Raw genomic sequence first — 23,686 nt, 5'->3', positions numbered from 1 at the left:
TCTTCCTCCTTGGGCCGACGCTACTGCTAACTCAGTTAACTACGTTAAGGCATTTATTTCGAGGCGCCGTGCGCCCATTGGAACTGCCCACTCCAGTAGTGCGGGTCGCTGGGCGCGAAGAGTTCGATGCAACTCGAACCGGGATCGGCGAGGAGGTGAGAGTCGGCGCGCCGCATAGTCCGCGAGCAGGTTGCCGACGGTTTCGTGAGTGCATGAGCGGATGTCGGGAATGGTTCCGCGGGGTCCTTGTTTGATCCATCCGGTGACGTAAACGCCTCGGAGGAGCTTCCCGGTAGCGAGAATCACTCGGCCCTGGTCGTTCGGCACGATGCCGCGGGTCGGGTCGAACGGCAGGCCAGGTATCCGTGGAGCCTGATATCCGACCGAGTGCACCAACAGCGATGTCTCGATCGACTCGGTTCGTTGCGCTTGAATTTGGGGTCCTGTGCCAAACGATGCCTCGCCGCGGGTAACGACGATCGCTGCGGTTCGGCTTGGTCCCTGCACCCTGACGGGAGATGTCGAGTAGCGGAACACGATTCGCCGAGGCCGGAGATTTCGCGGTCGCTGGGTGAACTCGCGCGCCAGTGCTAATTTCAGAACGGCGGCCGGGGCGAGCTTTGCCCTGTCGAGCGGCACCCGGCTCGCGAGGTCCAGATCGAGATCTTGCTCGTTGACGACGATATCGACGCCGTCTAGGCTTCCGAGCGCCAGAAACTCGATGGGGGAGTAGGGCGCTTGTGCAGGCCCGCGTTGTCCGAGCACAACGACCTCACGGATATGGCTGCACCGCAGGCTCTCTCGTACATGATCGGCAATATGTGTCTGCGATTGCTGATCGGGCCCCGCTGTCAAGACTCGCGCGATATGGATTGCGATGCTGTTGTTGCCGACGATCACCGCACGGTCACCCGACAAGTCGACTTCGCGATCGCGGTAGTCGGGATGCCCAGCGCACCAGGCGAGGAACTCCGAAGCCGAATGTGTGCCAGGGTAGTTTTCACCCGGGACGTCGAGGTTCGCGTCGGGTGCCGCCCCGACTGCGTAGATCACCGCGTGGTAGAACCCGGTCATCATCTTGTGACTGATGTGGGTGCCGACTTCGATATTCGTTAGGTAGTGAAGGTCGCTGCGGCAGAAGGCGTTTGGATTGCCGCCTGTTCGATTGGCCCCTATCGGTTCGGTGCGTCGACAGTCGCGTGCACCGCCGAGTTGGAACGCCTCGTCCGGGATGGACAAGCGCTCGAAAACATCGACCTCGGCGGCTGCTCGGGTTATCAGTTCATCCGTCGCGTAGCGGGCGGCCGAGCCGGAGCCGACGATGGCGACGCGCAGTCGGCAACGGCTTCTGTGTTCGGTCAGCAGTTGAGGCAACGTCAGATCCTTTGGGTTCTGGCGATCGGGTCGAAGAGCTCGGTCGTTGATGCCGAGCACGCTTAAATGAGGTAACCTAGTTTACTTAGTGGGTTGCGGGTCTGTCCTTGAAATCGCGACTATGATCGAGTGGTTGGGGTTGAGGGCTCGGCGTAGCCTTCGCCCTGCTGGATGAGTTAGTGAGATGCCGGATTTCGATGGTGATCGGACGCAGCGGGACCTCGACAGTGGGATCACCGCAGAGTTGGCTTCGGCCGGATTCGTAGACGCCGAGGAAATCGGCCGCGGCGGTTTCGGTGTCGTCTATCGGTGCCGGGAGGAGTCGCTCGACCGCACGGTAGCGGTCAAGGTGCTGACTTCGGAGATCGATGGCAGCGAGCGGAAACGGTTCCTCCGTGAACAACACGCTCTCGGCAGACTCTCCGGGCACCCGAACATCGTCGTCGTACACCATGCCGACATCACCGACACTGGTCATCCGTTCCTCGTCATGCCGTTCTATGCCAGAGGTTCGCTGGACGCTCGGCTGCACACGGCCGGGCCGGTGCCGTGGCCCGAGTTGCTGTCGATCGGCGTGAAGCTGGCAGGCGCGCTCGCTACCGCCCACGCGGGCGGCATCCTCCATCGTGATGTAAAGCCAGCAAATATTCTGGTCACGGACTACAGCGAACCGCAACTGGCGGACTTCGGTATCGCTCACATCGGTGATGGGTTCGAAACATCAGCGAGGCGGATCAGCGGCACCCCAGCGTATTTGGCCCCGGAGGTACTGCACGGAGAGCCACCGACTGCCGCATCCGATATCTACGGGCTCGGTGCGACGCTGTTCTGCATGCTCACGGGCCATGCCGCATTCGAGCGTAGGAGCGGCGAGGGTTTGATGGCCCACTTCCTCCGCGTGACGAGCACCCCGGTTCCGGACCTACGTGAACTCGGAGTTCCGACCGAACTGAACGCAGTGATCGAAACAGCGATGGCGGTCGATGCAACGCAACGCCCGGGCAGCGCTGTCGAATTCGGCAACCGGGTCCGTGACATCCAGCGTCGCATGGGACTCGCCGTCGACATCATGGCGGTTCCTTCGGATGTCGTCAGCCGGGTGCCCGGCGCGTCACCGTATTCTGCTGGGCCGACGCCCAATCGTGGTGGCTCCGGCATGCCGCCGGTCATATCGACGAAGTTCCGCCCACCTACCGCAACCGGTGCTCTGGTTGAGCGGCCCCGCTTGCTCCAGATGCTGCGTGATGGAGGCGGACGGCGTCTGACGGTCATTCGTGCGCCGGCGGGATTCGGTAAAAGCACGCTCGCCAGGCAGTGGCGCGAAGCTCTGGAGGCGGATGGAGTGCCGGTCGCTTGGCTCACTGTCGACCCGGACGATGACAACGTCGTGTGGTTCTTGGTCCACTTGGTGGAGGCGATTCGGCGAGTTCGGCCCGATCTGGCCGAAGAACTCGGGGCATTGCTGGAGGAGTACTCGGGCGATGTCGTCCGGTATGTGTTGGCGACCCTTGTCGATGAGATCCATACTCGCGGAGAGCAACTCGCGTTGGTACTGGAGGACTGGCATCAGGTCACCGGGCCGGCAACAATTTCCGCATTGGGTTTCCTGCTCGATAACGGCTGCCATCATCTGCGTGTGATCGTCACTAGTCGAACTGCCGCCGGGCTGCCGTTGAGCTGCATGCGTGTGCGTGACGAATTGATCGAAATCGGTTCCGCCGAGCTGAGGTTCGATGATACCGAGGCGAGGTCGTTCGTGGCTGACGCCAAAGGACTCACCCTCGACGAGACGGATTCCGCACGACTGTGTGCGTCCACCGAGGGATGGGCTGCGGCCCTGCAACTCGCATCCCTGTCATTGCGTGGCAGGGAAGACCCATCCGAATTCATTGATCAGCTGTCCGGCCGTCATGAGGGTATCGGCGACTATCTCGTCGAGAACGTCGTCGACACGTTGGAGCCAGGCCTGCTGCATTTCCTGCTGTCCACGGCAATTACTGAACGTACCTGCGCGGACCTTGCGGAAACACTTTCGGGCGTCGGGTCCGGAAGGCGGATGCTGGGGGAGGTCGAGAACCGTGAACTCTTCTTATCATCCATCGATGACTGCGGTGAATGGTTCCGATATCACCGGCTGTTCGTCGAGTTTCTGCGGCGCCGACTCATGGAACAGGATCCAAATCGGGTGGTGTGGCTGCACCGGGCGGCGTCGGCCTGGTTCGCCGACCACGGCCTGCTGCACGAGGCGGTAGACCACGCGCTACTGGCCGGTGAGCCGGATGCAGCGGTACGCCTGATCGAGGCACGGGCGACCGAGCTGATCGAAGCTTCTCGGACCGCGACGCTGCTCGGCCTTGTCGCCAAGCTCCCAGCGGCCTTGGCGGCATCGAATCCCCGGCTGCAACTGTTCGTTGCGTGGTCGAACCTATCTCTGCAGCGCACGCTGGCGGCGCAAATCGCACTGGATCGAGTGGATGCGGCGTTGCAGGCCGATGCCGCGCAGGACGATTCGGGGGACCTGCGGGTAGGAGCGGCGCTTGCGCGAGCCGCCGGCAGCATCGTTTCGGATAAGTTCTGTGAGCTGCCGGAGATCGCCGAACGGCGGGTGCAGAGCGGCGATATCAATCCATTCCTGGCTACCGTGGCGGCCGCGGTCGCGGCTTTCGCGGCACTCTATCGTTTCGACTTCGACGAGGTAGCGCGCTGGCAGCGCTGGGTGGCCCCGTACGAGGTTCGGAGCACGGGCCCCTCCGGGGTGATGTACGCGCACTGTCTGGCGGGCGTCGCCGCTCTCGAACAGCTCGATGTTGCTGCGGCCGAGGTGCAGCTCCGGACCGCCTACACCTTGGCCGTCGCGACTGGGCGGCACACTCTGGTCACCCGGCTGGCCGGTGCCCTCCTGGGCGAACTGAAGTATGAGCAAGGCGAACTCGACGATGCACAAGTGCTGTTGGATGAGAGCGCCGAAATCGGATCCGCTGGTGGGGGAGTGGAATTCATGCTGGCGACTTACGGGACAGGCGCACGGCTCACCGCGGCACGCGGCGATTTGAACGGTGCCGAGACTCGTCTCGCCAAAGGCGCGAAAATGGCCCGCGATCTTGGACTGCCAAGACTCATGGCCCGCATCGTGAATGAGCGGATCCGACTCGGCCAGCCGCTCGGCGATGATGAGCGCGCCGATCTAGAACGGCTCGAGCCGTACGGCGGCACGAACGGAATCGAGGTTCTGACAACGGAATTGCGGTACGACTCGGCGGTCCGGTTATTGCTCAGGGAAGGGTCGGCCGATGCGACTATGCGTGCGCGGGCGTATGCGACCAGTCTGGTGCGCGCGATCGAAACGCAAGTCCGGCCGCGAGCGCTGGTGCAGGCACACTTGCTGAGCGCATTGTGCTCGGCCGGTGCGTGCGAGCTGAAAGAGGCAGTGGCCGAACTAGACCCGGCGCTGGCCCGGTGTGCCGAAACCGGGCTCGTTCGATTGGCTGTCGACATGGGGCCTGGGCTCGCGCCGGCGATACAGGCGCTGTGTGGGATTGGTCCGGATGAGCGGCGCACGCCGACCGCATTTCTCCTACATGTGCTCGCGGAGATGCGGTCGGTCGGCGTCGGCTCCCTCCGGTGATCGTGTCGTCAGCGAGCGTCGGCTCGGAGGGCTGCGAGTCCTGCGGCGACGAGCAACGGTACGGCCTCGTGTGCTTGCTCGAAACCCTCTCCCCTGGTGGCGCCCGCGCGATGGCGATGGGTTATGCCCTCGGCGATCACGGCGAGCTTGAAGTGCGCGAGTCCGAGGTAGAAACCCCATTTGCCGAGGTCTCGTCCGGTGCGGGAAGAATAGTGCTGAGCGATCTTGTCCGGGGACTGGAGTCGCGGGCTCGTCCAGGCGGCGGGCTGGCCGATGATCAGATCGAGGGCCGGATGCCGGTAAACACACATTTGGGCCAGGTCGGCGAGCGGGTCGCCGAGTGTCGACAGTTCCCAATCGACTACCGCGACAACGTGTCCGGGATCGTCAGCGGCGAGGATCGTGTTGTCGATCCGATAGTCGCCGTGCACCAGGGCGACCTGCGACTGCGACGGGACCGCAGACTCGAGCAGGCTGTGCAGCCGGAGCAGATCGGGGAGTTCGCGGGTCTTGACCTGATCCCATTGGCGTGCCCACAACGCGACTTGACGGTTGAGGTAGCCATCGGGCCGACCGAAGCCGACCAATCCCACCGCTGCGATATCCACATCATGTAGCGCCGCCAGTACCCGTACCAATTCGTTTGCACAGGAATCGATTTCGCCGTCCGATAGTCGTTCGAGATCATCGATGGTGCGCACTACCTGCCCGTCCACGAATGTGGTGACCGCAAACGGTGCCCCGATGACCTGAGGGTCCTCGCATAGCGCGACGGTCCCGGCCACAGGCACCGCCGAGCCTTGCAATGCGGCGCAGACGCGGTATTCGCGAGCCATGTCATGTGCTGACGGTGTCAGCCCCGCAGTCGGAGGGCGGCGCAATACCCACTGTGTCGCATCGTCGAAGACTCGGAAGGTGAGGTTGGATTTGCCTCCCGATATCAGTTGAGCCTTCAGTTCGCCCTGTGTTCGGATCTCGGTGTCGGCAAAGAATCCGCGCAGCGCAACAAGATCCAATCCTTCATGTGGAGCCATGGTCATGACTGTGCGCCCTCTCGTGCGGCCCGCTTGGCAGCTCCGACGACCCGCTTGGCCAGGGCCCAGCGATGAACTTCCGACGGGCCGTCGTACACGCGGAATGCCCGGACCTCGCGGGAAAGGCGGGCGAGGGGCAAATCATCGGACACTCCCAACCCGCCACACATTTGAATGGACCGGTCGACGATCCGGAAGATCGCCTCCGACCCGAACGTCTTCGCGACCGAGGTCGAATCGGCGCCGGATTCACCGCAATCCAGTTCCCAGCATGCGCTAACAAGCAGGGCGCGAGTGGCCCTGATGTCCATCTCGTTGTCGGCGATCATCTGCTGGACCATGCCGAGATCACCCAGAGTGGATCCGAAGCCTCGGCGAGTCGCGACATGAGCCACCGCGATGTCGTGGGCCCGGCGTGCCGCGCCGAGCCAGCGCATGACATGGGTCATGCGGGCAGGTCCCAGCCGAACCTGGGCATAGGCGAAGCCCGCGTCGACAGCACCCAAGATGGCTTCATCCGGTACGAAAAGGTCGTCGAAGAACACCTCGCAGTGGCCTCCGATCATCGACTTGTCGAGCGTGCCGATGTGGCGGCCCACTCGCAGTCCGGGCGAGGAGGCAGGGGTCAGGAACATCGTGGCTCCGCCCCGCTCGCCCGGCGCTCCGGAGGTCCGCGCCATGATGATGAAAAAGTCGGCTCCGTCGGCGCCGGTAATGAACCACTTGTGGCCATTGATCTTCCAGCCTCCGGCTACCTTTTCGGCCCGGGTAGTCAGTGCCGCCGGATCGGAACCGGCGCCGGGCGCGGGCTCGGTCATCGCGAAGGCCGATCGCGCTTCACCGCATGCGAGCGGTGCCAGGTATTGCTCCCGCTGCTCTGGGCTCGCGACGTGCGCGAGCAGGTGAACATTTCCTTCGTCGGGTGCCGCGATGTTCAGCGCGGTCGGGCCGAAAAGGGAGTAGCCGCCCGCCTCGAAGACCGGCGCCCGGTCGCTCATATTCAGCCCAAGCCCGTTGTACTCCACGGGTGCGTGCGGGGCCAGCAGTCCAAGGCTCCTAGCCTGCGCCTGCAACTCGATCCTTACTGCGTCACCACCGGCAGCCATGATGTCGCCGCCGTACTTGTCCTCGAACGGCAGTACTACGTCCTGGACGAAATCCCGAGTGCGTTCGACCAGATGGGCCACCTCGGCCGAATAAGACAGGTCCACGGCCACGTTTCTCCTCAGTATGTGTTGTCGATCGAGTATCCGGCGCCGATCTAGCGCAGACGCGCGGCTAATGACTATTAGCCTAGATCGTCACCATATCGCAGCTTCATGCCGTTGGGCAGTGCATCGTGCGGCTATCATCCACTTCCATGGGTTGGGCAAATGAAAGGCTGGAGCGGTGACTTCAGGGGGGCGGCGGCAGGAGGAGATTCGCCGCGCCGCGCTGGCGTTGTTCACCGAGCGCGGCTACCCCGCCACTTCGATGGGCGACATCGGGGCGCGGGTCGGTATCCGCGGGCCGAGCCTGTACAAACATGTGAGTTCCAAACAGCAACTGCTGGTCGAGATCATGACCGGCACCATGCGCGCGTTGCTCGATGCGCACCGAGAGGCAGTGTCGAGTACCGAGGACCCGGTACTTCGGCTTCGCCGGGCCACCGAGGCGCATGTGCGCTACCACGCCCGCCATCGGCTCGAGGCGTTCGTGGGCAATCGCGAGATTCGCAGCCTCGATGAGTCCAATGCCTCGGTCGTGCGCGCATTGCGGCGTGAATACGCCGATGGTTTCCGGGTGCTGATAGCGGAGGGTGTCCGGGCGGGAGCGTTCAGGGTTCAATCGGAGCGGTTGGCCGCGTACGCGATCCTGGATCTGGGCATGGGACTTTCGGCATGGTATCGGGAGGACGGGCACCTCTCGGAGGACCGCGTGGTCTGGCAGTACGTCGATTTCGCCCTGAACCTCGTGGGTGTGGAAACCGGATAGGTCGCACGATGCTGTGGATCTATATCACATCGATGTAATCGAGGTTAGATGAACTAGATAAACTAGAGTACTAGCGCAGGCATAGCGGACGAAGGTCGAGAACTCGAATCGACTGTCGTGAAACAGCTTCCGATCTCTGCTGGCTGGTCATCGCTCGTCCCGGAACCTGCTCGCGACGGCAAGGAGGCGGAAATGATCGAGCGGCGAGGTGATGGCCGGGCTGATGCGAAGCGACGCGAACGTTTGTCGCATCATGTGCTCGCCATGGACGGCGGGAACAATATCGGTGTGAGCATCGCCGGTGCCGGTGTGCCGCTGGTGTTTTTCCATGGCTTCGCGATGAACAATCGTGGATACCAGCGCTGTTTGTCCTATCTGCCGGACCTCGGTTTCCTCGCGGTGGCTATCGACGCCCCCGGGCACGGCGGCACCAGTCCGGTAGCGCGGACAGCTGACTTCGCCAGCCGCGTAGAGGTATTGGCACGAGCTATCGATCGGCTGGGGATCCGGCGTGCGGTCTTCGCCGGACATTCGATGGGTGGACGCAGTGCGGCCCGTCTGGTTGCGGCGGCTCCCGAGCGGGCGTTGGGCCTGGTGCTGATCGATGCGGCTGTAGGCGAGGGCTGGGACCGAATGGCGGCTACCCGTACTGGCAAGCTGCGGACAACAGCGGAGGGGCTCCGTGACGGGCTGGCTGATTGGCGTCTCGAGGGCCGAGGCTTGACCGCACATGAGCGCCGTAGGTACCGGAGTAGCACTGTCGGAAGGTACGGGATGGACCTGCGCAAGGCCTCGTCGTTCCCTGCGCTGGCGCGGGCGATCGCGACACCGGAATCCGAAACATGGTTGCGCACAATACATGCCATGCATGTGCCATCGGTCGTGGTTAACGGGGAAAGAGACAGGGTTGTTACCGCTTCCGATGCGCTACAGTGCGCGCGGACATTGGATGCGCATCTGGTTCAGCTTCCGTACTCGTATCACAACTGGTTGATAGCCCGGCCTCAATCCTTCGCAGATGTGATGGCCGAGGTGTTCGCGCCCTCCGGTTGTCTCGGATCGGTGCGTACTGCCGACCTGCGGGACTGCTACGACGAGGATGCCTTCGCGCTCCGACTGTCGGGCAGCACCTTGCGGACCGCTACGCAACGTCATCCGAACGACGAGGCCACCGGCGTAGCCTGAGCGTCGGTCGGCTCCCATTCATTGTGCGGGAGCCGACCGAATCCGAATACTCCGGAATACGCCGGTTAGACGGTTGCTTCCGTGTCCGCGGCCAACAATGCGGCCAGATGCTTCGGGATGGCGTCGGCGATTCGCTGTGGATCGGGGACGAGATCATGCAGCGTAGTGATACCGAAATCGAGGCTGTCCGCGTAGCTGATGCAATACGCGAACAATCCGATGCCTGCGCCCGCCGGGGTCCGGCCATAGATGTGGTCGACCGCGGCACCGGCGAAGTACAGCCGCTGGCGGGGACCCGGAATATTCGACAACCCGTAGTTGGCCAGGATTGGTCCCGACGACAGGAGCGGGGTGCGGGCGAGCTGGCCGAGTGCGAACCACACACCGGACGGCAATTCGTCGACAACCCGTAGGGCATGGGCCAACATCGAGTTCCGGTCGACAGCTCGGTGCTCCAGCGTTTTCGAAGCGGAGCCGCTACGGCGGGGACGCCGAACTTCGGTTCTGACGGCAATATCGCGAAGGTGTTCCACCGGGTCGGTGATATCGGTGCGCACCGGGACCGCCATGAACGAGAAATGGTTGCCCACAGCCGAATCGGCCGATTCGTCACGAACATTGACCGGCTGAGCGACGCGCAACGGTTCAGCAGGAAGTTCGTCGCGCTCCTGCAGGTAGTCGTGTACTGCGGCACTGGTGATCGCGAGGATGACATCGTTGAAAGTGACGCCGAAGCGGTCCTTCGCGGCCATGATGTCCGCGAGGGGGATCGAGATCAAGGCCAGTGCGCGTTTGCTTGTCGCCGGGTGACGGTTGAAAAGTGCACGCGGAGTGGGTCCGTCAGAGTGCCGGTCGGCGGATTCCTGGTCGTCGCTGTGACCGGAGGAGAAGAGCGAGCTGACGGCGGACAGGGCCTTGATCGGAGACCGCGACAGCGCCTCCGTGGTTGTGGCTACCAACGGACGGATAAGTGGAGCGGCAGCGGACGCGATGCGGACCGAGGAGAGTGCGCGCCCAGGTATGGCGTTGGCCAAGCGCACCAGCGGATGCGGAATACTTTCTCCTACAACAGGTGTCGACTCGAGGGTGGGCGGCATCGGTAGTGGTTCGGCATCGAAAAGCGCGCCCAGTAACTGCATGCCGCCTACGCCGTCGATAGTCGCGTGATGAATTTGCAAAAGCAGCGCGGCATGGCCATCGGCAAGGCCTTCGACGTAGCACATCCGCCAGAGCGGCCTGTCGCGGTCCATCGGCTTGTCGTACAGCGTCGTCGCGAGCTCGACGAGAGTTGTCAGGTCAGATCCCTCGGGTGCAACGATTCGCGTCAGGTGGCGATCGATGTTGAAGTTCGGATCGGTGGCCCACTGTTCGGGCCCGATCGCGAGCGGTACCTCTACGGGCATCTTGGTGAAGGCCGACAAGCGTGGCAGGCGTGCGGCCAATTCCGCACGGACGCGATCGAAGTCGTGTCGATCGGGGGCTGTACTTGGATTCAGGATGAGGATACCGACGTTATCCATTGGCACGCGGTCGGATTCGGCGCTGAGGAACATGCGGTCCCATCCGCTGGCAGTTTTCACGAGAACTCCGATCGGGGCTGCAACATCCCGACGCGGGCTCGACCATCAACAGTGGTGCGCCGACGCCGGGGTGTAATCAACATGAGCGATCTGAGGGACACGTCGTCGGGATCCCCCGGGGAACGGTGAAATCCCTTGTTGCGGAACAATTCTCCACGCGACAACGGATTGCGAGGTTCGGCCGATGCGCGTGCTCCGTAAACGGGTGCAGGCGATCGAACCTTGGTTGAACCTATGGCAATTGTCGTGTTCGTCACTGCCTCAGGCAAGGGTGATTTATATAACCAGGTGCACTTAGTGGTTTGTCTGAGAGAACCGGAGGAATGTGGTATGGGTGGTCATGGCCATGAGCTTCCGTGGCGCCGAGCCCCAACGTCCTGGTGTGCATGCGCACGACCCATTCGGTGTGCGGCCTATTTGTATGCGGGCAGGACCATCCGTGCACCGCCCCACGGCCGACGCCAACTCCACGCCGGTAGGACCACGGGAAGTGCATTTCGTCGCGCATGCTTGACGGCGTACGGCCAGGCCGCGTGATAGGTATTCGTCCACGTCCAACTGCAGCCGACGGGTGCGAGGATTTTGGCTGCTTCCTCGAAATCCATACCCTCGACCCAATCGAGATTCCCGTCCAGCCCGTAGTAACCCAGCATGCCTGCAACGGATGTGACTCGGGCGGCGGCATCTCGGACGACGTGCACCATCCCGCTCGGGCCCACGATCTTGGCGGCTTGCTCGAGCACTGCCCGGCGGGTGTGCCGGGAACCGGTGAACAGGGCGACTGCCTCGGGATAGAAGTCGAATTCCATAGCGCCTCTTCGAAATCCGGTATCAGTTCACGGCGCTACGGTGATGATCGCCACCGGCAGTCGAGTCATGCTGGGGTGCAATCTATTCAGTGGCTGCCGTCAGCTGATCGCGCCGGCAACCTTCAGCTCGATGAGGCGGTCCCAGTCATAGCCGACCTCCTGCAGGAGCCGGTCGGTGTCGGCACCGAGCTCGGGGGCCGGCGCGGGGTGCGGCTGACGTTCGTCGAACTGGACCGGCGGCATGCCGACGCCGATGGTGCCGCCTGGGCCGAGATCGAGTCGACCGACATACCCGTTGGCCACCACTTGGGGATCGTGAGCTACTTCTTTCGGGGTCTGCACGACCGCCCAGACACCGCGCTGTTTGCTCAGCAACTCACACCATGCGGCCAGAGGTCGAGCCGCGAAGATCTTCTCAAGTTCGGCCACGCATTCGGTGCTGTTGGCCGACCGTGTGTTCGCGTCCGCGAATCGGGGATCGACGGCCAGGTCGCTACGACCCATCAGCTCGACCAGCGGCGCCCAGAACCGGTCGGATTCCAGCATGACCAGTGCGATATAGCGGTCGTCGCTGGTGCGGTAGGTATTGGAGATCGGGTTGCTCGGCGCCTCGTGGCCGGAGCGGGGCATGGCGTCGATGTCGTACATGGTCGAGGCAGCGATGTGCGGCGCCATTACCCAGGTTGCGGCGCCGAGCAGGCTGACATCGACGACGTGGCCCGAGTCGTTGCGTTCCCGATTGAACAGCGCGGCCGCGACGCCACCTGCGGCATAGAGCCCCGCCTGCAGGTCGCCGAACGCCGCGCCGGGCATCGGGACCGGCCATTGCTCGTGCGGTCCGGTGGAGACGTGGGCGACGCCGCCGCGTGACCAGTAGGAAGCGAGATCGAAGCCGCCGGTGTCCGCTTCGTCGCCGGCTGGGCCGAGCCCACTGCCCTTGACGTAGATGAGACGCGGATTGACCGCCTGTAGATCCGCGACATCGACGCCGAGCTTGCGACGTACCGAAGGGAGATAGTTAGTCAGAAAGACGTCGGCGGTCTCGACCAAGCGCAATAGCGCCGCGCGACCGCCCTCGTTCGTCAGATCGATCCCGACGCTGGCCTTGCCTCGACTGAACGTCTGAAACATGAAGCTCACTGGGTGTGTTCCGGTGCTGCGCAGGGAGGAGGGGATGAGGCCGCGCATGGGGTCGCCGTGTTCGGGATGCTCGATCTTGATGACCTCGGCCCCCCAGTCGGCGAGAGCAACGCCGGCAGAGGGGATGAAACCCCAAGTCGCGAGTTCGATTACACGGATCCCGCGCATCACAGCGGTCATCTAGGGGCCCTCCGAAGCAGGTGACGCAATCGCGTCCGGTTCCAAATCTGTGCCTTCAGAATAGACTAACCACGTGATATATTTCGAGCCTGTTGTATAACCGGATCGAGAGGCATCCCATGGGCCGTGTCGGAGGCAAAGTCGCGTTGATCACGGGAGCTGCGAGGGGGCAGGGCCGCAGTCACGCGCTTCGCCTCGCGGAGGAAGGCGCCGACCTCATCGCGATTGACATATGTCAGGACATTGATGGTGTCGGATATTCGATGGCCACCGCAGCCGACCTCGAGGAGACCGCTCGGCTGGTCGAGAAGTTCGGGCGGCGCATCGTCGCCGTGCAGGCCGATGTCCGCGATCGTGTGGCGGTCGTCGCGGCGGTCGCGCAAGGTATCGAGCGCTTGGGGCGGATCGACATCGTGGTCGCCAACGCTGGCATTTGCCCGATCGGTGCGGAGTATCCGGTCACAGCGTTCGCGGACGCCGTCGACGTCGATCTGATCGGAGTGCTGAACGCGGTCCACGCCGTACTGCCGTTCATCGGTGATGGTGGCTCGATCATTCTGACCGGGTCCGTCGCGGCGATGCTGCCGAATGCGGTCAACAACCCGGGCAACGGTCCGGGCGGGGCGGGCTACGGATTCGCCAAGATTGTCCTCAGTGAATATGTGCCGGTACTGGCCAGGCAGGTCGCCGGGCGCAAGATTCGGGTGAACGCGGTCCATCCCACCAACTGCGACACGGACATGTTGCACAACCCGTCCATGTACCGGGCGTTCCGTAAAGATCTGGCGCAGCCGACCCGTGAGGATGTCGAGGCCGTGTTCCCCCGGATGCAAGCCATGCCGATTCCGTATGTCGATCCGGTCGATATTTCGAACGCCGTGGTGTTCCTGGCGTCGGACGAGTCGCGCTATGTCACCGGGCTGCAGTTACCGGTCGATGGCGGTGCGCTGCTTCAGATCTGAGCATGCCGACGGGCGATGGGGGCACGTTCGATACGAGGCTGCATGTACGGCGCTGGGTTGGACAGTTCGATGACGTGGTTACACAATTTGTCGACTCTCCGGTCCAGGTTGTCTGGCCGTTGGTGGAGGATGTCACCCGCATGCCGGCTTGGAGTCCGGAGTGCCGTCAAGTCGAGTGGGTCCCACCGCACCGCCGAGTGCGGGTCGGTGCCGTGTTTCGTGGTTACAACCGGCGAGGCTGGATCCAGTGGTCGACTATCTGCCGGATCGTTGAGCACCATGTCGATAGCGTCGATCACCGGTACCGGCTGACCTTTGTAGCCGGGCATTGGTCGGGTGCCGCCACCGAATGGACATATATTGTGGCGCAAGAAGATTCGGGGACCAGACTCACGATTGCGTTTCGCTCCGTGGGAACTTCGCGCACCGTCTTGTTCCTGGATCGGCTCGTCGGCCGCCCTCGAGGATTACGTGCCGATGTCGCACTGACGCTGTCCCGTATCGCGGCCGCGGCACGCACACCTTTGTCTTGACGACACCCAGACGACAGGATGCGCCTGCTGATGCGAACTTCATTTACCGACTTGGTGGGAGTCGAGCAGCCTCTCGTCGGTTTCAACCGGTCACCCGGTGTGGTCGCGGCGGTCACCAACGCCGGAGGGCTCGGGGTTCTCGCTGCTACGGCGTACAGCCCTGACGAACTCCACGCGCAGCTGACCTGGATCGATGAGCAGGTCGGCGGCAAGCCTTACGGGGTGGATCTGCTAATGCCGTTCACTGCCGGAGACACCGGAAGTCTGGTCGCGAGTCTCCGGGCCCAGATACCGGCTGCGCACCTCGCCTTCGTGGCGAATTTGCTGGATAAGTACGGTATCCCGCCCATCGGTGCGGACACCGGTGATTTCAACGATGACCTAACGGCAAACATCAACCCGGCCGGTGCCGGCGCACTGCTCGATGTCGCGTTCGACCACCCCATTGCGTTGGTCGCCAGCGCGCTGGGTACGCCGCCGCCGCAGATGATGGAGCGCGCGAAGTCCGAGGGCGTCGTGGTGGCGTCGTTGGTCGGCCAGCCAAAGCATGCCGTCCGTCAATTGGCCGCAGGTGTCGATGTGCTGGTCGCCCAAGGCACCGAGGCGGGTGGGCACACCGGTGCCATCGCGACTATGGTGCTGACCCCCGAGATCGTCGATCTTGCGGACGGGCGCCCAGTGCTGGCCGCCGGTGGTATCGCAACCGGGCGACAGATGGCGGCGGCCCTCGCGTTGGGCGCGGCGGGGGTGTGGTGCGGTTCGGTGTGGCTGTCCTGTCGAGAAGACATCACGCCCATGGAAATCAAGGGCAAGTTCTTTGCCGCATCCAGTTCGGACACATTGCGTTCGAAGACCCGCACGGGCAAGCCTGCCCGGCAATTGCGTAGTGCTTGGCACGACGAATGGGAGGCCGCCGGCGCACCTGAGCCCTTGCCGATGCCGCTCCAGCCTTTGCTGGTCAATGAGGCGTGGAATCGTATCGATGCTGCCGCAGTTGCCGGCAACGAAAACGCGATAAGGCTAGAGTCGTTTTTCATCGGCCAGGTTGTGGGCTCTCTGACCGGCCTGCGTCCGGCCGGAGACATCGCCCGTCAGCTAGTTGCCGACTGCGAGCAGCGACTACACGAGCTCGCCACCCTCATCGCGGGACGCGATCGCGCCGCCGATGGCTTCGAGTAATCACCATTGCGATCAATTAACTCGGTCCGAGCTCGGGACGACAGCCCATGCAGGACGCCTCTTTTCGGTGAAGGCGCTGATGCCTTCCCGGGCCTCCGCGGAGGAGAAGAATTTCTCGGACAGTTTTTGCTTGGCCGCCAGTTCGCCGCGGAGGTCCTCCGGTCCGGCTTCGCGTAGCAATGCCTTGGTGGCCGCAAGGGCCCCCGGTGCGGCAAGGATGAATGCCTCGGCGTATTGCGCCACGGTGGCGTCGAGTTCGTCCGACGGCACGGCTGCATTGATCAACCCGGTTTCGACCGCACGCTGGGCGTCGAAAACCTCACCCGTGAGGAACAGCTCATGGGCCGAGCGGGGGAACATCGAGGGCAGCACAGTCACCGATATGACCGCGGGCACGACACCGATGCGCACCTCGCTGAAGGCGAACGTCACGTTGGCGTCGGCGATGGCGACGTCACAGCAGGAGACCAGCCCGAGCGCACCCGCGCGGGCCGGGCCTGCCAATCGCGCGATCACGGGTTTAGGTGCGTGCCAGACGGTTTCGAGAATATCGGTCAAAGGCACCCCCGCGGTGTTGAGACCCTGACGTGCCTCCTTCAGATCGGCGCCGGCACTGAAAACCGTCCCGGTGTGGGTAAGGACAATCACTCGGATGCTGTCGTCACCGAGCGCTGAGTCGAGCGCCCCGGCCAGGTCGGCGCGCAGCCGGACGGACAGCGCATTGCGATTGCGCGGCGAATCGAGAGTAATTGTGGCGATCCCGTCCGCTGCATCCCAGCGGACCAAGGATTCCTCCCGTGGCGTTTCCTGCGGCTCAGGCACCGCGGCCCGCCGCTGCTTCATCGGCGCGAGTGAGTCCGGCGAGGCCGATCAGGTCTTCGTGCAGTTCGAACCAGACGGTGTGGTAGCTGTCCATGATGGGGCGGGCAACGTATGCCAGGTCGCCGTTCGATATCTGCTGCAACGCGCGGTCGAGCCGGGGCCCATACATCGTCAGTCGTTCGGTCAGCGCGCCGATGCGTTCGATGAGCGGCCGCACTTTGTGATGCAACTCCCGCAACCGGTCCAGCACGTCGGCATCGTAGGCGGTGTCGGAGTGGTCATTGGGCGTTCCGCCCCGTAGCTGCCAGTCTGTGATCAGGGCCTTGAAGTCGCTGTTGATCACACAGAATTCCGAGTAAGCCGCGTCGACTGCGTCGGAATCCGCGGCGGCTCGTTCCTGCGTGACCAGTTCGTTTGCATGGTCGCGCCCCTGTGGGGTGGCGCGGTATCCGGCAGGAGTCTGCTTCAGATGCCCCTCGGTGGTCAAGGCGGTGGTGTAGTCATCCACCTGCTCGACGGGAAGGCCGAGGCTCTCGGCGATCGCCGGGGAATCGACTCGACCCTTGATGACCACAAGACGAAGAATGGCGAAGGTATTCACCTGGACGAACTCCTTAATTACTGCCCTTTGGAATCCGCAAGCCTGGCCGGCTCGCAGGATCGTTCTGGGCTGTACAGAACTGGTGGACCGGCTACGGGTTCGTGACGGGCATGAGCAGCGGCAGCCCGGCAGAACGGGCGATGGCTTCGCGATGCTCGCCGAGCGGTCCGAACAACACTGCACCGAGACGGGCTCGACGCAGAAAGAGATGGGCGTCGTGCTCCCAGGTGAACCCGATACCACCGTGGATTTGGATAGACGCCTCCGCTGCGGTGATCGCGGCCCGGCTGGCATAGAGATAGGCCAGTTCCACTTGCGAGTCGTCGGTGTCGGTGGCCGCAGCGGAATCCACTGTGGCACGCGCCAATTCGAGTTCGAGCAGACTGTCGGCGCAGCGGTGCTTGATGGCCTGGAATGAGCCGATAGGTTTGCCGAACTGCGTGCGAGATTTCGCGTGCTCGACCGCGAGTTCCAGGGCACGCTCGGCCACGCCGACCTGATCGGCTGCCACCGCAAGTAGCCCGCGCAGCAAAGTGTCTCGCGCGACGTCGGCGGCGCGGTCGGGACCGATCAGCGGTGTCGCGGCGACATCGGTCAAACTGATCGTGGCGAGGTCTCGAGTCGAATCGAAGGCGTCGGCCACCGAGCGCTCGACACCCGCTGATCCGGCCTCGACCACGAACCATGTGACTCCGGTCCGCGTTCCGGCGAGGACGAAAAGGATATCGGCGGCACTGCCGTCGATGACGGAGTACTTGGTCCCATTCAGCAGCCACCCCGAGGCGGATTCCCGTGCGGTGACACTCGAATCGGTGGTCTGCCACTTGCCGTCCGGCTCGGCTACAGCGACCGCGATGACGGTCTTGCCTTCGAGCAGTCGTGACAGCAGTTCGGATCGGTACGCACCGTCGGTGGTGGCCAGCACGAGATTCGTTGCCAGAACTACGGTGGACAGGAAGGGAGTGCGAGCTGCCGCTCGGCCCAATTCCCCTGCGACCAGCGCTATTTCGCGCAGACCCAGACCGGCACCGCCCAAGTGCTCGGGAACGAAGAGTCCGGTGATGCCTACTTGCTGTGACAACGCATCCCATGCACCTGGACCGTGATCACGCGAGTCGTACCGGGCGAAAGCGGCACGAATAGTGGCGCGGATGTCCTCGGACAGGTCCGGGTCCATATGGTCTCCTTCGACGCAAAATCCTTCCAAAAGTATAACCAGGATAGCTATTTAAAGGAAATCTATTGGAATAGCTCCAGCAACTCGCGGGAGCCCTGGTCGAGGAGCATCTGCTCGGTGGTCTCCTCGAGGTGTTTGCGCCATAGTTCCTCGGCTTCGCCAGCTTTGCCTGCGGCTACCAGCTGTACGAGTTTGCGATGCACGCGATGTGACAGTTCTGCCCCGGAACGGCGCTCTGCGTTGTTATGGACGCGCGCGATAACCGCCTGGGTGTGCGCTCTGGTGATCTCGGACATGATGTTCGCGAACAGAGCGAGGGTGTTGCTGCCTGACAACTCGACAACCAGCGTGTGGAAGTGTGCGTGTGCGGGGCCCCAGCTAGCTTCCGACTCGATCGATTCTGCTTCCTCTTGCAGTGCTGTGTGCAGTCGGTCGATGACTTCAGGTGTGCGGTTCTCCGCGAGCAGTCGCACGGCGGGCGGCTCGATGATCGCCCGGGTTCGGAATACGTCAACCAGGGTAGTGCGCTGGTACTGCAAAAGTGCGCCCGCCTGTTTGGCCAAAGGCTCTGGTTTCGGGGCGCTGACCAACGCGCCGCCCTTGCTGCCACGGCGAATCTTCAGCAGATCCTCCGACTGGAGGATGCGGATCGCTTCCCGCAGCACCGGGCGCGAGACTCCGTAATTCTGAAGTAGCTGAGCCTCATTCGGGAGGTAGTCGCCATCACGAAGCTCGCCGAGCACGATCTTCCTGCGTATCGAGTCCGCCACGAGCTGCCCCGCAGTCGGGGTCCCGATGGTCTCTGATTGGCTACCGATCATTGGCCCATGCTCTCATGTAACGGGTAATCCACGTTGATTGTATTCGTACGGGTTACCCACATCCCACGCCGATGTCGACTCATCGCCCTGCGTGATTCATCGTCTGGCGGCGAGTAGGACAGGGAGCGGATGCTCGCTGATGAGGTGTGTGTATCCACCGGCCAGTGCGTCGGCGATGGTCCTGGGGTTGGTGTACTCGACCTGTACGGCCTCGACTCCATCGGGCACGGTCCCTGGCCGGTGCACCACGATATCGGTTGCCGCGGTTGCCCACTCGAGAAGTTTGGCCAGGTCGGCGTCCGAATCTTCCGATAGCGCGGTCAGCGGCAGGATTCCGGCGAAGATCTCGCCGGTTCCGCCGTCCACGGTGACCTCTTGTCCGGCCAACTGAGCCAGTGCTCCGGCGCCGCAGCCTACGACGCAGGGGCGGTGTAGCTCGCGGCTCACCACTGCGGCGTGTGAGGTCGAGCCGCCGAGTTCGGTGATGATCCCGACTGCTGCGATCATCCCGCTGACGTCGTCCGGGCTGGTGGTCTCGCGGGCCAGCACCGCATCGACACCGTCATCAGCGGCATCCTCGGCATCGACTGGGTCGGTCACCACGATGCCCTGCGCGATACCCGGACAGGCCGGGACGCCCGACGCCAGGAGTTCCGCGGATGTCTTCGTCTCGAGCGGCAGGGTTGGTTCCAGCGCAGTGCGCACGTGCGCCAGGTCGACCCGGCCGAGCGCTTCATCTTTGTCGATCAGGCCCTCGTTCTCGAAGGCGACCGCGAACCGAACCGCGGCGTGTGCGGATCGCTTGGCGTTGCGGGTTTGAAGCAGATAAAGCGTGCCGGATTCCACGGTGAACTCGATGTCCTGGACATCGGCTGCCTGCCGTTCGAGCTTGTCCGCGGCCGAGAGCAGCTCAGTGTGCACGGCTGGCATTTGCTCGGCGAGGGCGGACAGTCGCAGCGGATCGAATCGTCCGCTGACGACGTCCTCGCCTTGGCCGCGTGGCAACCACTCGCCGTAGGGCTCCGCGGCCCCGGTCAGTGGGTTGCGGCTGAACAGAACGCCGGTACCGGACATGTCGTCGAGGTTGCCGAACACCATCGCCTGCACGGTCACTGCGGTGCCCTCGAGGGTGGTGATCCCATGGTGTCCGCGGTAGGCGGCAGCCCGCGCCGAGTTCCACGATTCGAACACGGCTCGGATGGCGGCGCGAAGCTGGACCCAAGGGTCGCTGGGGGGATCCTGGTCGAGTGGTCCGACGACCTTGCTGTAGAGCTCGCGGAAGCGGCGATGGGTGTCTGCGGCGAATTGGGCGCCGGCTGCGGTTGCCAATCGGTGCTCGGTCTCATCATTCATGCCGAGGTTCAGGATCGTGTCCATCATGCCGGGCATGCTCTGTGCCGCACCGCTACGCACCGAGACCAGGAGCGGGATCCCGGTTCCACCGAAGGTGTGCTCCGTCTCGGATTCCAGCCAAGCGATGCCGTCCAGTACCTGGCCCCAAATATCGTCGATCAAGGCCTCGCCCTCGGCGAAGTAGCGCCGGCAGGCCTCCACTGTCACGACGAACGCCGGCGGCGTCCGGAATCCGCTGGCGCGCATCTTGGCGATCCCGTGAGCTTTGCCGCCGACCACTTCACGTGGGTGGACGACGCTGCCGTCCAGACGAAGTACCAGCTCCGACGGCATCGTCGTTGCCAGGGCAAGGTGGCCTTCGGCGGGGCGACTGGTCACAGTCTTAGTCCTCTCGACGGCTGCTATATCTCCCATCACATAACCAGGTTAGCTATTATAGGAGTCGCATCACAAGATGTGTCCACGATATGCCGACATGCTGTGCTCGTTTCAATGAGCGATTCGCCCTGAATGAGGCCCGCCCTGTTTGTGACATTTCCGCGCTCGAGGATCGCCTTTGGGGAGCACGGGGGTGACTGGTCGGACTTGCACTGCTATACGGTTGGCCCAGCGCGATTCCGTTAGTAGTGTCGCAGCGCATTGGCCTCATCCCGGGGCTCCCGGATCGGGGACGTTGATGACGGACCGCGACTCCCGGGCATGCCCGCGCAGTTGCTGCGACACATCCGCATGCCTTGTTGATCGGCGAACGCATCGGCTCCGAGCGCTGTGCGGTGGTGGGCATTGATTCCGCCGCCACCGAGCCGTGGATCGCAACTGCCGAACTGCCTGCCGCGATTGCTGCGGCGATTCGAGAGAGTTCCCTTTGTCGCAGAAGCTGGCAGCCGCCGGTGTACTCGACCGGTCCGCGCGCACAGCACCAGGTGCCACCGCGCCATATTCGCCGCGGCGTACGGGCGGCCACGGCGGGGAGTGCGGCGGGTGGACCGGCGCGGCCAATCGGCAGCAGGACCGAGTGAATCTCTGCCGCCGACACCGTATTTCGTCGTCTCGCCGGAGGGCGGTAATCGCGCGTCCAGAGCGGCTCTATCATTAGCTAACCAGGTTAGATATTATCTGGGTCACTCACAGGTTAAGTCCACGATATGCCGGCAGTTCGATGCCGACCTGTCACAACTACGAGGGAGCGACGATGACGTCTCGTCCGCAGTCGATCGAGAGTTTTCGGGCCGACGCGAAGAAGTTCCTGGACGAGCACGCGATCCGACGACCGGACGGCTTCCCCGATGCGATGTTCGCTCAGTTCCGCGACATCGGGGATCCGCGGGCGCACGCTCAGCGGTGCCGGGAATGGCAGCGTCTGCTGTTCGACCACGGGTTCGCCGGTATCACCTGGCCCGAGGACGTCGGTGGCCGGGCGCTGTCCAACGCCCACGCTCTGGCCTGGGCAGATCTCGAGGCCGAATACGAGCTCCCACGTGGTGTGTTCGGTGTGACGCTCGAGATGGTCGGTCCGACCTTGCTGGCGTTCGGCGATGACCGCCAGCGGGCGCACTGTGGCGCGATCCTGCGCGGTGAGGAGGTCTGGTGCCAGCTGTTCAGCGAGCCCGGAGCGGGTAGCGATCTGGCGGGGATCGCTACCCGCGCGGTTCGCACCGAGATCGGTTGGCGTATCAATGGGCAGAAGGTGTGGACTTCGGAGGCGCGGCACGCGCAGTACGGATACCTGTTGGCCCGGACCGATCCGGATGCTCAGCGGCACCGGGGGATCACTGCGTTCATCGTCGACATGAGCGCTCCTGGCGTTCAGGTGCGGCCGTTGCGGCAGATCACCGGCGGCTCCTCGTTTTCTGAGGTCTTCTTCGATGACGTCGAGCTGCCGGCTGATGCGGTGCTCGGTGAGATAGGTGCCGGCTGGACGGTTGCGATGACCACATTGGGGTTCGAGCGGTTCTCGAGTTTCGGCCGGTCGCTGGGGCGGTTGATGCGTCGTGCCGTCGAGCTGCCTTGGACCGATGAGTCCGCTCGGAGCGCATTGTTGGACGCGATCATCGAACAGCGCGCGCTTGCTGCGATGGAGGAGGGGCTGCAAGGGAAATTCGCCGCCGGGCAGTCGCCTGGACCCGAGGCGGCTTTGGCCAAGCTCTCCACCGGCCGGGTCGTCGATGGATTGAGCGACGCCTTGGTCGCCACTCTTGGGCCGCGGATTGCCGACCCGGACCCCGCGCTCGACGACTGGCGCCTGGTCGTGCTCGCCGCACCCGCATTCCATATCGCGGGCGGCACCGATGAAATTGTCAAGACGATGATCGCCGAGCGTGTGCTCGGCCTGCCGAAAGGGTGATGAATGAACAAGGAAGTGCGGGTCGTCGATGCCTGGGTCCAGCCTTGGCCCGCGGAAGCGGTGTCGGCTATGCCGCGCCGCAACTTCGGCATGGCCGAGCGGTTCGCGCACGGGCGACGATTATTGCAAGGCATCTCGGTGAAGGAGATGGTGGCCGAGATGGACGCGGCCGGAATCGATCTGGCGCTGTGTTCCGCTGGGCCGTTGATTCCGAACCACCTCGTAGAAGTGGCGGTTACCGAATACCCCGACCGGTTCGTCGGGATCGCTTCCGTCGATCCGTGGTCGCCGGACGGAGTAATGCCCGCGGTGCGGGAACTTCGCAGACTCGTTCAGGATTGCGGCTTCAAGGGGTTGAAACTCGAGCCGTTCATTAATGACAAACTGCCGACCGAAGCCCAGTGGTACCCGCTCTATGCCGAATGCGCGGAACTCGACATCACACTGCAGGTTCAGGTCGGCGGTACCGGACCAGCCACATATACGTCCGAGACTGGTCGACCGGGGCACATCGACAGGATCGCAATCGACTTCCCCGAGCTGCGGATTGTGGCCGGGCACATCGGCTGGCCGTGGACCGAGGAGATGATCGCGGTCGCGACCAAGCACCCGAACGTCTGGATCGATACGAGCGCGCATCTGCCGAAGTATTACCCCGCCGCCTTCGTGCATTTTCTGCGGACATTCGGACGGCGCAAGTGCATATGGGCCAGTGACTGGCCGATCCTCGAGTTCGCGCCGGCCTTGACCGGAGTGAACGATTTCGGACTGTCCGACGACGTTCATCGAATGTTCCTGCGCGACAACGCTATCGAGGCATTCCGGCTGGATGTATGAGACGGGTCGAGTGGAGCCGGGTCGGTACGGGAGGGGAGCCCAGGTGGTTTCGCGCAGCCACATGAACCTGATATAACTAACCTGGTTATTTATTTTGATGAACGTTGGAGGTTGCGGTGCCAGGTTTGCCGAGCCAGCTCGACACGCGGTCCGAGG

20 protein-coding genes are annotated in these 23,686 nt (G+C 63.5%); 9 read left to right on the top strand and 11 right to left on the bottom strand.

Features of this window, described 5'->3' with window-relative positions; genetic code table 11:
- Window positions 1–39: 39 nt before the first annotated feature.
- The gene (locus ACFYOW_RS16725) at window positions 40–900 is read right to left on the bottom strand and encodes a hypothetical protein (protein ID WP_387288713.1); all 861 of its coding nucleotides are present in this window, start codon (window positions 898–900) and stop codon (window positions 40–42) included.
- Between the two features lie 219 nt (window positions 901–1,119).
- On the opposite strand from ACFYOW_RS16725, the gene ACFYOW_RS16720 reads away from it, so the two are divergent.
- Together ACFYOW_RS16720 and ACFYOW_RS16715 are read left to right on the top strand one after the other, a co-directional pair.
- The gene (locus ACFYOW_RS16720; protein WP_387288711.1) at window positions 1,120–1,440 is read left to right on the top strand and encodes a hypothetical protein; all 321 of its coding nucleotides are present in this window, start codon (window positions 1,120–1,122) and stop codon (window positions 1,438–1,440) included.
- A 118-nt stretch (window positions 1,441–1,558) separates the two neighbouring features.
- Window positions 1,559–4,999 carry a protein kinase gene (locus ACFYOW_RS16715; protein WP_387288709.1) on the top strand — a complete coding sequence of 1,147 codons (3,441 nt, stop codon included), beginning with the start codon at window positions 1,559–1,561 and terminating at the stop codon, window positions 4,997–4,999.
- Between the two features lie 8 nt (window positions 5,000–5,007).
- Here the strand turns inward: ACFYOW_RS16715 and ACFYOW_RS16710 are convergent, their stop codons facing one another.
- Together ACFYOW_RS16710 and ACFYOW_RS16705 are read right to left on the bottom strand one after the other, a co-directional pair.
- Window positions 5,008–6,033: a phosphotransferase family protein gene (locus tag ACFYOW_RS16710; protein ID WP_387288707.1), complete on the bottom strand. Its 1,026-nt coding sequence runs from the start codon at window positions 6,031–6,033 to the stop codon at window positions 5,008–5,010.
- 2 nt (window positions 6,034–6,035) lie between these two features.
- On the bottom strand, window positions 6,036–7,250 hold the full coding sequence (locus tag ACFYOW_RS16705) for an acyl-CoA dehydrogenase family protein (protein WP_387288705.1): 1,215 nt from the start codon (window positions 7,248–7,250) through the stop codon (window positions 6,036–6,038).
- Between the two features lie 172 nt (window positions 7,251–7,422).
- Here ACFYOW_RS16705 and ACFYOW_RS16700 point away from each other — a divergent pair, with 172 nt between their 5' ends.
- Together ACFYOW_RS16700 and ACFYOW_RS16695 are read left to right on the top strand one after the other, a co-directional pair.
- The gene (locus tag ACFYOW_RS16700) at window positions 7,423–8,007 is read left to right on the top strand and encodes a TetR/AcrR family transcriptional regulator (RefSeq protein WP_387288703.1); all 585 of its coding nucleotides are present in this window, start codon (window positions 7,423–7,425) and stop codon (window positions 8,005–8,007) included.
- A 192-nt stretch (window positions 8,008–8,199) separates the two neighbouring features.
- The gene (locus ACFYOW_RS16695) at window positions 8,200–9,192 is read left to right on the top strand and encodes an alpha/beta fold hydrolase (protein ID WP_387288701.1); all 993 of its coding nucleotides are present in this window, start codon (window positions 8,200–8,202) and stop codon (window positions 9,190–9,192) included.
- A 65-nt stretch (window positions 9,193–9,257) separates the two neighbouring features.
- Here ACFYOW_RS16695 and ACFYOW_RS16690 read toward each other — a convergent pair whose 3' ends face one another.
- The 3 genes from ACFYOW_RS16690 to ACFYOW_RS16680 all read right to left on the bottom strand — a co-directional run bounded on the left by ACFYOW_RS16690 (window position 9,258) and on the right by ACFYOW_RS16680 (window position 12,901).
- Window positions 9,258–10,772: a wax ester/triacylglycerol synthase family O-acyltransferase gene (locus ACFYOW_RS16690; protein WP_387288699.1), complete on the bottom strand. Its 1,515-nt coding sequence runs from the start codon at window positions 10,770–10,772 to the stop codon at window positions 9,258–9,260.
- Window positions 10,773–11,185: 413 nt separating this feature from the next.
- Entirely contained in the window at window positions 11,186–11,581 is a 396-nt protein-coding gene (locus ACFYOW_RS16685) for a hypothetical protein (RefSeq protein WP_387288697.1), read from the bottom strand.
- 99 nt (window positions 11,582–11,680) lie between these two features.
- Window positions 11,681–12,901 carry a CaiB/BaiF CoA transferase family protein gene (locus ACFYOW_RS16680; protein WP_387288695.1) on the bottom strand — a complete coding sequence of 407 codons (1,221 nt, stop codon included), beginning with the start codon at window positions 12,899–12,901 and terminating at the stop codon, window positions 11,681–11,683.
- Between the two features lie 119 nt (window positions 12,902–13,020).
- On the opposite strand from ACFYOW_RS16680, the gene ACFYOW_RS16675 reads away from it, so the two are divergent.
- From ACFYOW_RS16675 to ACFYOW_RS16665, 3 genes are read left to right on the top strand one after another with little or no spacing between them, the layout of a single operon-like run.
- Window positions 13,021–13,863 (top strand): mycofactocin-coupled SDR family oxidoreductase, encoded by an 843-nt coding sequence (locus tag ACFYOW_RS16675; protein ID WP_387288693.1) that lies wholly within the window; start codon window positions 13,021–13,023, stop codon window positions 13,861–13,863.
- Between the two features lie 2 nt (window positions 13,864–13,865).
- A complete protein-coding gene (locus tag ACFYOW_RS16670) occupies window positions 13,866–14,396 on the top strand; it encodes an SRPBCC family protein (protein WP_387288691.1) in 531 nt (176 codons plus the stop codon).
- Window positions 14,397–14,426: 30 nt separating this feature from the next.
- The gene (locus ACFYOW_RS16665) at window positions 14,427–15,575 is read left to right on the top strand and encodes a nitronate monooxygenase (protein WP_387288689.1); all 1,149 of its coding nucleotides are present in this window, start codon (window positions 14,427–14,429) and stop codon (window positions 15,573–15,575) included.
- A gap of 12 nt (window positions 15,576–15,587) precedes the next feature.
- Here the strand turns inward: ACFYOW_RS16665 and ACFYOW_RS16660 are convergent, their stop codons facing one another.
- The 5 genes from ACFYOW_RS16660 to ACFYOW_RS16640 form a co-directional block, all read right to left on the bottom strand.
- Window positions 15,588–16,418 (bottom strand): enoyl-CoA hydratase-related protein, encoded by an 831-nt coding sequence (locus ACFYOW_RS16660; protein ID WP_387288687.1) that lies wholly within the window; start codon window positions 16,416–16,418, stop codon window positions 15,588–15,590.
- The gene (locus ACFYOW_RS16655; RefSeq protein ID WP_387288686.1) at window positions 16,390–16,998 is read right to left on the bottom strand and encodes a MarR family transcriptional regulator; all 609 of its coding nucleotides are present in this window, start codon (window positions 16,996–16,998) and stop codon (window positions 16,390–16,392) included. Before ACFYOW_RS16655 ends, ACFYOW_RS16660 begins: the two co-directional genes overlap by 29 nt.
- A gap of 91 nt (window positions 16,999–17,089) precedes the next feature.
- Window positions 17,090–18,175 (bottom strand): acyl-CoA dehydrogenase family protein, encoded by a 1,086-nt coding sequence (locus tag ACFYOW_RS16650; RefSeq protein ID WP_387288684.1) that lies wholly within the window; start codon window positions 18,173–18,175, stop codon window positions 17,090–17,092.
- 62 nt (window positions 18,176–18,237) lie between these two features.
- Window positions 18,238–18,945, bottom strand: coding sequence for a FadR/GntR family transcriptional regulator (locus tag ACFYOW_RS16645; protein ID WP_387288682.1), 708 nt, complete (start codon window positions 18,943–18,945; stop codon window positions 18,238–18,240).
- Between the two features lie 147 nt (window positions 18,946–19,092).
- On the bottom strand, window positions 19,093–20,682 hold the full coding sequence (locus tag ACFYOW_RS16640) for a pyruvate, phosphate dikinase (RefSeq protein WP_387288850.1): 1,590 nt from the start codon (window positions 20,680–20,682) through the stop codon (window positions 19,093–19,095).
- An 859-nt stretch (window positions 20,683–21,541) separates the two neighbouring features.
- On the opposite strand from ACFYOW_RS16640, the gene ACFYOW_RS16635 reads away from it, so the two are divergent.
- Complete coding sequence (locus tag ACFYOW_RS16635) at window positions 21,542–22,693, top strand: acyl-CoA dehydrogenase family protein (RefSeq protein WP_387288680.1); 1,152 nt, start codon at window positions 21,542–21,544, stop codon at window positions 22,691–22,693.
- A gap of 3 nt (window positions 22,694–22,696) precedes the next feature.
- Window positions 22,697–23,530: an amidohydrolase family protein gene (locus ACFYOW_RS16630; protein WP_387288678.1), complete on the top strand. Its 834-nt coding sequence runs from the start codon at window positions 22,697–22,699 to the stop codon at window positions 23,528–23,530.
- The last annotated feature ends 156 nt before the right edge of the window (window positions 23,531–23,686 follow it).

It is taken from the genome of Nocardia sp. NPDC006982 (assembly GCF_042869435.1).
Lineage (GTDB): Bacteria > Actinomycetota > Actinomycetes > Mycobacteriales > Mycobacteriaceae > Nocardia.
The sequence above is the reverse complement of the archived record's forward strand: the minus strand, read 5'-3'. Positions and strand labels throughout refer to the sequence as shown.

Bases quoted from the DNA above. Each gene is read 5' to 3' on its own strand.
- ACFYOW_RS16680 (WP_387288695.1), bottom strand. From the start codon at position 12,901: ATGACCGCTGTGATGCGCGGGATCCGTGTAATCGAACTCGCGACTTGG.
- ACFYOW_RS16715 (WP_387288709.1), top strand. From the start codon at position 1,559: ATGCCGGATTTCGATGGTGATCGGACGCAGCGGGACCTCGACAGTGGG.
- ACFYOW_RS16695 (WP_387288701.1), top strand. From the start codon at position 8,200: ATGATCGAGCGGCGAGGTGATGGCCGGGCTGATGCGAAGCGACGCGAA.
- ACFYOW_RS16635 (WP_387288680.1), top strand. From the start codon at position 21,542: ATGACGTCTCGTCCGCAGTCGATCGAGAGTTTTCGGGCCGACGCGAAG.
- ACFYOW_RS16710 (WP_387288707.1), bottom strand. From the start codon at position 6,033: ATGGCTCCACATGAAGGATTGGATCTTGTTGCGCTGCGCGGATTCTTT.
- ACFYOW_RS16670 (WP_387288691.1), top strand. From the start codon at position 13,866: ATGCCGACGGGCGATGGGGGCACGTTCGATACGAGGCTGCATGTACGG.
- ACFYOW_RS16675 (WP_387288693.1), top strand. From the start codon at position 13,021: ATGGGCCGTGTCGGAGGCAAAGTCGCGTTGATCACGGGAGCTGCGAGG.
- ACFYOW_RS16630 (WP_387288678.1), top strand. From the start codon at position 22,697: ATGAACAAGGAAGTGCGGGTCGTCGATGCCTGGGTCCAGCCTTGGCCC.
- ACFYOW_RS16640 (WP_387288850.1), bottom strand. From the start codon at position 20,682: ATGCCGTCGGAGCTGGTACTTCGTCTGGACGGCAGCGTCGTCCACCCA.
- ACFYOW_RS16665 (WP_387288689.1), top strand. From the start codon at position 14,427: ATGCGAACTTCATTTACCGACTTGGTGGGAGTCGAGCAGCCTCTCGTC.
- ACFYOW_RS16660 (WP_387288687.1), bottom strand. From the start codon at position 16,418: ATGAAGCAGCGGCGGGCCGCGGTGCCTGAGCCGCAGGAAACGCCACGG.
- ACFYOW_RS16685 (WP_387288697.1), bottom strand. From the start codon at position 11,581: ATGGAATTCGACTTCTATCCCGAGGCAGTCGCCCTGTTCACCGGTTCC.
- ACFYOW_RS16650 (WP_387288684.1), bottom strand. From the start codon at position 18,175: ATGGACCCGGACCTGTCCGAGGACATCCGCGCCACTATTCGTGCCGCT.